The organism is Phenylobacterium sp., from assembly GCF_016793225.1.
In the GTDB taxonomy this organism is placed as follows: domain Bacteria; phylum Pseudomonadota; class Alphaproteobacteria; order Caulobacterales; family Caulobacteraceae; genus Phenylobacterium.
Genome location: NZ_JAEUMN010000107.1, coordinates 43,267 through 50,174, shown reverse-complemented (window position 1 = coordinate 50,174; position 6,908 = coordinate 43,267). Strand labels below are relative to the sequence as shown.

Annotated in this window: 5 protein-coding genes; 2 read left to right on the top strand and 3 right to left on the bottom strand. The window is 71.2% G+C overall.

The features are described from left to right. The 3 genes from JNK30_RS13210 to dgcA all read right to left on the bottom strand — a co-directional run. Positions 1–2,077 (bottom strand): TonB-dependent receptor (locus JNK30_RS13210; RefSeq protein ID WP_293482799.1); only part of this gene is annotated, 2,077 nt, incomplete at its 3' end. Positions 2,078–2,099: 22 nt separating this feature from the next. Continuing rightward, a complete protein-coding gene (locus JNK30_RS13205) occupies positions 2,100–3,881 on the bottom strand; it encodes a tetratricopeptide repeat-containing sulfotransferase family protein (RefSeq protein ID WP_293482797.1) in 1,782 nt (593 codons plus the stop codon). A 90-nt stretch (positions 3,882–3,971) separates the two neighbouring features. Next, the gene (gene dgcA / locus JNK30_RS13200) at positions 3,972–5,027 is read right to left on the bottom strand and encodes an N-acetyl-D-Glu racemase DgcA (RefSeq protein ID WP_367118750.1); all 1,056 of its coding nucleotides are present in this window, start codon (positions 5,025–5,027) and stop codon (positions 3,972–3,974) included. Positions 5,028–5,156: 129 nt separating this feature from the next. Here dgcA and JNK30_RS13195 point away from each other — a divergent pair, with 129 nt between their 5' ends. Together JNK30_RS13195 and JNK30_RS13190 are read left to right on the top strand one after the other, a co-directional pair. Further along, positions 5,157–5,849, top strand: coding sequence for a methyltransferase (locus JNK30_RS13195; protein ID WP_293482795.1), 693 nt, complete (start codon positions 5,157–5,159; stop codon positions 5,847–5,849). Between the two features lie 43 nt (positions 5,850–5,892). Next, positions 5,893–6,906, top strand: a complete 1,014-nt coding sequence (locus JNK30_RS13190; RefSeq protein WP_293482793.1) for an adenosine deaminase — start codon at positions 5,893–5,895, stop codon at positions 6,904–6,906. Positions 6,907–6,908 lie beyond the last annotated feature (2 nt).

The following is a 6,908-nucleotide window of genomic DNA, read 5'->3' as shown; positions in this document are numbered from 1 at the left end:
CCGGGAAGGCCGAGCCCGTGTGGACCAGCGCGCCCTGCACGTGCGCGTCCCAGTCGTTCCAGGTCCACTCGTAGCGCGCGATCAGGTTGCCCTTGAACTTCGGCGTCACCGGCAGCCGCGTGCCCTTGCGCGCCTCGGGCGCCGCCGTCGGGTCGGGGATGTAGTCCTCGCCCAGTTCGGCGTCGGTGTAGGCCATCGACCCGATCACCGTGAGGCCGTCCGTGACCAGCCAGTTGATGTCGGATTCCACGCCCTTCATCTTGGCCTTGCCGGCGTTGCGGATCTCGGTGAGCCCGTTCGCGCCGAGGTACGAGAACTGGAAGTCGTTCCACGTCTCGTAGAAGAAGGCGCCGTTCCACCGCAGCCGGTTGTCGGCCCAGCTCGTCTTCCAGCCCACCTCGCGGTTCTTCAGGAAGTCGGCGTCGTAGGGCGGCTGGCCGCCGCGCCGGTTCACGCCGCCCGGCCGGAAGCCGGTCGAATAGGTCGCGTAGACCATCCGGCGGTCGTCGAACTTGTACTGGGCGTTGATCCGGTAGGTTCGTCCGTCGCCCTTGGTGGTCGTGTTGATGTTGGTGCAGGGCCCGCCCTCCACCACCGCCGTGGGATTGAAGCAGGCCGCCACGCCGGTCCGCGAGGAGAAGTCGCGGTCGAAGCCGAAGAAGCCCTGCAGCGAGTTCTTGTACTTGAAGAACCGCACGCCGCCGGTGATCGAGAACTGCTCGGTGACGTCGAACGTGGCGTCGACGAAGGCCGCGTAGTCGCGGTCCGTCCGCAGCTGCTTGGTCAGCCACAGCGTGTCGTTCCAGCCGGGGACCTCGATCAGGTCCTGCAGGTTGTCGATGCGGTACCGCTGCTCGATGTTGTGGGTCTGCCGCTGGTAGAACAGGCCCGCGACGGCCTTGAAGCGGTTCTCGGCGGGGCTCGCGATCCGCAGCTCGTGGCTGCTCTTCTTGAAGTAGTCGCGGCCCTGGATGTACTGCGACGTGTTGATGAAGTTGCCGGCGTTGTCGGTGGTGTAGGCGCCGTAGCCGAACAGCACGTCGTAGAAGTAGCTGTAGTCCGAATAGTCGCTGTCGGTGTCGATCCAGCGGCGCATGTGCGCGCCGGAGTACAGCACGTCGAGGTTGGCCAGCTGGCCCTCGATGGTCAGCGCCGCCTGCGCCCACTTGTCATCGGAGCCCTCAGGGTAGTAGCGGCGGATCTTGTAGTCCCCGACGGTGGGGTCGGCGGCGAAGCCGCCGTCGGCCTGGGTGCGCTGGCCCATCAGCTGGGGCGTCACCGTCCAGCTCTCGTTCAGGTCGATCTTCAGCGCGGCGCGGGCGCCCACGATGTCGACCTCGTTGTAGTCCTTCTCCACCTCGCGGGCGTTGTTCACGCGGACCGATCCGGTCGGGAAGACGAAAGAGCCCGGGACGTTGTCGATGTAGCCGGCGTCATGCTGCGCCCAGGCCACCAGGCGGATGGCCGCCCGGTCGCCCAGCGGCTGGTTCACGAAGCCCTCGGCGGCATAGCCCACGTCGCCGTGGCTGACCGCGTTGACCTCAAGGTCGTACGAGGCCTCGAAGCCCGAGGTGCTGGGCTTGTTGGTGATGATCCGGATGGTGCCGGCCTGCGAGCTCGCGCCATAGAGCGTGCCCTGCGGCCCGGCCAGCACCTCGACCCGGGCGATGTCGTAGATGTGGATGTCCAGCGGCCCGGTGATCGTCGTCACCGGCTGTTCGTCCAGGTAGACGCCGACCGAGGGCAGCGGGCCCGAGTGGTTGTTGTTTTCGCCGGACGCCACGCCGCGGATGTAGAAGTTGGAGAAGCCCGGCGCGCCCGTGGGCGCGGTGACGCTCGGCATGAACCGCACATAGTCGTTGGTGTCGGAAACCTGCAGAGCCTCCAGGCGCTCGGTCCCGATCGCCTGGATCGAGATCGGCACGTCCTGCAGGTTCTCGCTGCGCTTCTGGGCGGTGACCACCACCTCTTCCAGGCCGACGGCTGTGTCCTGCGCCGCCGTCTGGGCGAACACGGGCGAGCCCACGGCCGTAAGCACCGTCGTCGCCAGCAGAGTGATGGGTAGGCGTTGTCTCATGTGATCCCCCACAAACTTCGGGTCAGTCGCCCCCGGGAGCTTCCGGATAGGCCGTAAGCACGTCCCCCAGCGCGGCCTTCAGCGGGCCGAGCCAGGGTTCGTAGTTCCGCCAGTGGTCGGCGGCGTCGGTGAAGATCGGCCGGCGCACCTGCTCGGAGCTGGCCGTACGCACGGCCCGGTCGTTTTCGTAGAACCGCAGGCAGGCCTCCTCGAACGGCAGGCCGCAGTGGGCGAGCAGGGCCCGCGTCTCGCTCTCGGGATCGGCCACCATCCGCTCGTAGATCACACGGTGGACGCGGCCCGGCAGCACGCGGTCGACGTGCGCCATCAGGTCCACGTAGTCGGCGTAGTAGCGGCCGATGTCGGTGAGATCGTAGGTGAAGCCCTGGCCGCGGGCGAAGTGCTGCTTGAAGCCCGAGAAGCCGCAGCCCATCGGGTGGCGCCGCGCGTCGACGATCTTCGCGTTGGGCAGGATCAGGTGGATCAGCCCCACGTGGGCCCAGTTGTTGGGCATCTTGTCGATGAAGAACGCCCGGCCCAGCTTGCGGTGCGGCCGCGCCCGCTCGAGGTACTCCGCCCCCAGCGCCGCCAGGTCGTCCGGGCCCAGGTCGGCGAGGACCTCGGGATAGCGCCCCTCGGACGCCCGCTTCGCCCGGCCGCCCAGCCGCCGCGCGAGGCTGATGATGTCGGGCAGTTCCTGGGTGCCCTCGACCTGGCTGTGGCTCGCCAGGATCTGCTCAACCAGCGTCGAGCCCGCCCGCGGCAGGCCGACCACGAAAATCGGATCGGCCGCCGGGCATCCCTGCCCCGCCCGCGCCGCCAGGAACGCCGGCGCCAGCAGCGCCTTCGCGCGGCGGACCTGGTCGCGGGTCTCGTCGGCGTCGTAGTCCAGGCCCTCGCGGCGCAGGGCGTTGCCGCGCGCATAGTGTCCGAACGACGCTTCGAACGCGCCCTCGTCCTCGCGCGCCTTGCCCAGCGCGAATTCCAGGTGGAACCGGTCCTCCTCGCTCAGGTCCGCCCGGCGCAGCTGGCCCTCCATGGCCGCCACGTCGGCGTCCGAGAACCGCACGGTCTTCAGGTTGGCCAGGCTCCACCAGGCCTCGCCGAACTGGGGGGCCAGGGCCACGCACCGGCGGTAGGCGTCGATCGCCTCGGCCTGCCGGCCCACCGTCTTCAGCGCATGCCCTAGGCTCATCCAGACCTTCGGCTGGCGGGGCTGGTCGCGGACCACCGAGCCGTACAGCTCGATCGCGGCCTCGAACTCGCCGATCCGGCCCAGCGCCGCGGCCTTGAGGTTGCGGTAGCCGGGATTGGCCGGGTCCTCCGCCAGCAGGCGGTCGACCTCGGCGATGGCCGCCACCGGCTTGTTCTGCCGGTAGAGGACGGTGGCGTAGTTGTGCCGGGCGGCCGAGAAGCCGGGCGCCAGTTCGACGCAACGCGCCAGCAGCTTCTCCGCGTCGTCGTAGCGCCCCAGGCGCATGCCGGTCTCGGCCAGCATCCGGATCGCCGCGACATCGGTGGGGCGCTGCATCAGGACGCCGCGCAGGGTCTGCTCGGCCACGGCCAGCCGGTTCTCGCAAAGCGCCGCCGCGGCGCGCACCAGCTCGGGGTCGCTCACCGAAGCCTTCACCGAGCGCAGGTAGGCGGCCTCGGCCGCCTCGGTCTCGCCCTGCCGCCGCAGGGCCGCGCCCAGCAGGCGCAGCGCCTGGGGCTCCTCCCCCACGGCCCTCAGGATTTCCCGGGCCTGTTCCTCGGCGGCGGCGGCGTCCAGGGGAAGCAGGCGCGCCGCGTGCTCGAGGGCCACCTCGAGGGCGCCGAATGTCTCTGTCGCAGCGCCCGACACGGGGACTCCGTCATTTCACGGAACGATGACATCGATGATGCGCCGGCAAAGTCAACGCGATGCGGGCGCAGCCTCACCCCAGAAGCCAAGCTGTGGCGGATAGAGCACGCCCCGCTCGATCCGGCACCCGCCCGCCCGGTCCTGCGCGAGCCACCAGGGCCCGTCCAGGTCCACCGCGTCGGCCATCGCGCCGACCCACATCGCGGGCGCGATCGACAGCGAGCTCGACACCATGCAGCCGGCCAGCACGCCCAGGCCCAGGTCCCGCGCCTGCTGCACCATGGCCAGCGCGGCGGAGAGGCCGCCGGCCTTGTCGAGCTTCACGTTGACGCTCTGGTAGCGCCCCAGCAGCCGGCCGACGTCGCCGGCCACATGCGCGCTCTCGTCGGCGCAGATGGGCGCGGGATAGTCCAGCCCCTCCAGGGCCAGGTCGTCGCCCGCCGGCAGCGGCTGCTCGACGAGGATCACGTGCAGCCGCGCCACGAGGTCGGCCATCCGGTCCAGGACGTCGGGGGTCCAGCTCTCGTTGGGATCGACGATCAGCCGCGCCTCGGGCGCGCCTTCCGCCACCGCCAGCAGCCGCTCGCGCGGCGACTCCGCGTCCAGCTTGACCTTCAGCAGCGGGGCGTCGGCCATGGCCGCGGCGGCGGCGCGCATGGCCTCGGGCGAGTCCAGGCTGATCGTCACCGCGGTCGCCATACGCCCCGGGCGGCTGCGGCCCAGGCGCGCGCCGACCGTCCGGCCGTCGCGCCGCGCCGCAAGATCCCAGAGCGCGCAGTCGAGGGCGTTCCGGGCCGCGCCGGGCGGCAGCTCAGCGACGACGCGCCGCGCGTCCTCGCCCTCGGCCAGCCGAAGCGCCGCGGCCCGCAACTGGGCTTCCACGGTGTCGGTGGTCTCGCCGTAGCGTGGATAGGGCACGCACTCGCCCCAGCCCTCGGCCTCGCCGTCCCGCAGCCCCACGGTCACCACGTCGGCGTGGGTCTTCACCCCCCGCGAGATGCGGAACGGGGCGGAAAGCGCCAGGCGCTCCGGCCGGATCGTGATCTCCAGGCTCACCTCGACCTCGGACTCCCCGCTGCAGCTCTGCGCGTCGACACCTAACCTCACGCAGGGTTAACATCCCCCACCGCGAGGTCGGGAGCCCGGGCGCGGGCCCCACGAGCCCTCCGGGAACGCGCGAAGCGGACGCGTCGAATCCGCCGGGTTTCGAACGTCTTTCCGGCAGGAGGAACCTGCATGAGCTTCATCGCCCTTGCGGCCGCGCTGGCCGCCATCCTCGCGGCCCCCGGCCGGACCGAGGCCGACCGCGGCGCCGACGCGGCCCGCAGGCCGTTGCAGGTGCTGGAATTCTCGGGCGTGCAGCCCGGCTGGAAGGTGGGCGAGTACACGCCCGGGGGCGGCTACTTCACGCGCCTCCTGTCGCCCGCGGTCGGACCCGCCGGCCACGTCTATGCCTATCCCCCGGACGAAATCGTGCGCCTCCTGCCGCGCCACCTCGCGGACGCCAGGGCCGGCGCGGCGGCCGCGCCGCTGAGGAACGTGACCGTGGTCACCGGCGCCACCGCGGCCTTCGCGGCGCCCGAGGCGCTGGACCTCGTCTTCACCGCCCAGAACTACCACGACCTGCACACCCGCTTCGCCCCGCCGGGCGCCGCGGCGGCCTTCAACGCCGCCGTCTTCCGGGCGCTGAAGCCGGGCGGGACCTACGTCGTCGTCGACCACCGCGGCGACGAACCCGACCGCCTGCACCGGATCGATCCGGCCCAGGTCCGGCGCGAGGCCGAGGCGGCTGGGTTCCGCTTCGAGGCCGCGGGCGACCAGCTCGCCAATCCCGCCGACCCGCGGACCGCATCGGTCTTCGACCCCGCCGTGCGCGGCCGCACCGACCAGTTCATGCTGCGCTTCCGCAAGCCTGGACCCGGCCCTTGACCCGCCCCTTGACCCTGGGGGCCGCAGGCGCGACGACAATCGGATGAGCGACCTCTCCGCCTTCATCCGGGGCCTGCCCAAGGCCGAGCTGCACCTGCACATCGAGGGCAGCCTCGAGCCCGAGCTGATGTTCGAGCTGTCGCGCCGCAACGGGGTGGCGATCCCCTTCCGCAGCGTGGAGGAGGTGCGGGCGGCCTACGCCTTCGGCAACCTCCAGGACTTCCTCGACATCTACTACCAGGGCGCCGCGGTGCTGCTCACCGAGCGCGACTTCCACGACATGGGGATGGCCTACTTCCGCCGCGTGGCCGCCGACGGCGTCCGCCACGTGGAGCTGTTCTTCGACCCCCAGACGCACACCGACCGCGGCGTGCCGTTCGCGGTGGCCGCGGACGGCCTGCTGGGCGCCATGGCCGAGGCTGGGCGCGACCTCGGCATCACCTCCAGCCTCATTCTGTGCTTCCTGCGCCACCTGGACGAGGACGCCGCCTTCGCCACGCTGAAGGCCGCCGAACCCTACCTCGACCGCATCGTGGGCGTCGGCCTCGACTCCTCCGAGGTCGGCCACCCGCCGTCGAAGTTCGCCCGGGTGTTCGCCGCCGCGGGCGAGCGGGGCCTCAAGCGCGTCGCCCACGCCGGCGAGGAGGGCCCGCCCGCCTACGTCTGGGAGGCGCTCGACCTGCTGCACGTCGACCGGATCGACCACGGCAACCGCGCGCTCGAGGATCCCGCGCTGGTGAAGCGCCTCGCCGCCGAGGGCCTGACGCTCACCGTCTGCCCGCTCTCAAACCTCAAGCTCTGCGGCGTCAGCGACCTGCGCCAGCACCCGCTGAAGCGCATGCTGGACCTGGGCCTCAGGCCCACGGTCAATTCCGACGATCCCGCCTATTTCGGCGGTTACGTGGGCGAGAACTACGTGCAGATCGCAAATGCCCTCGACCTGTCCCGGGCCGACCTCGTCACCCTGGCCCGCAACAGCTTCCAGGGCTCGTTCCTCCCGCCTGACCAGGCCGCCGCCCACATCGCCGCGCTCGAAGCCTACGCCGCCGCGAACTAGGG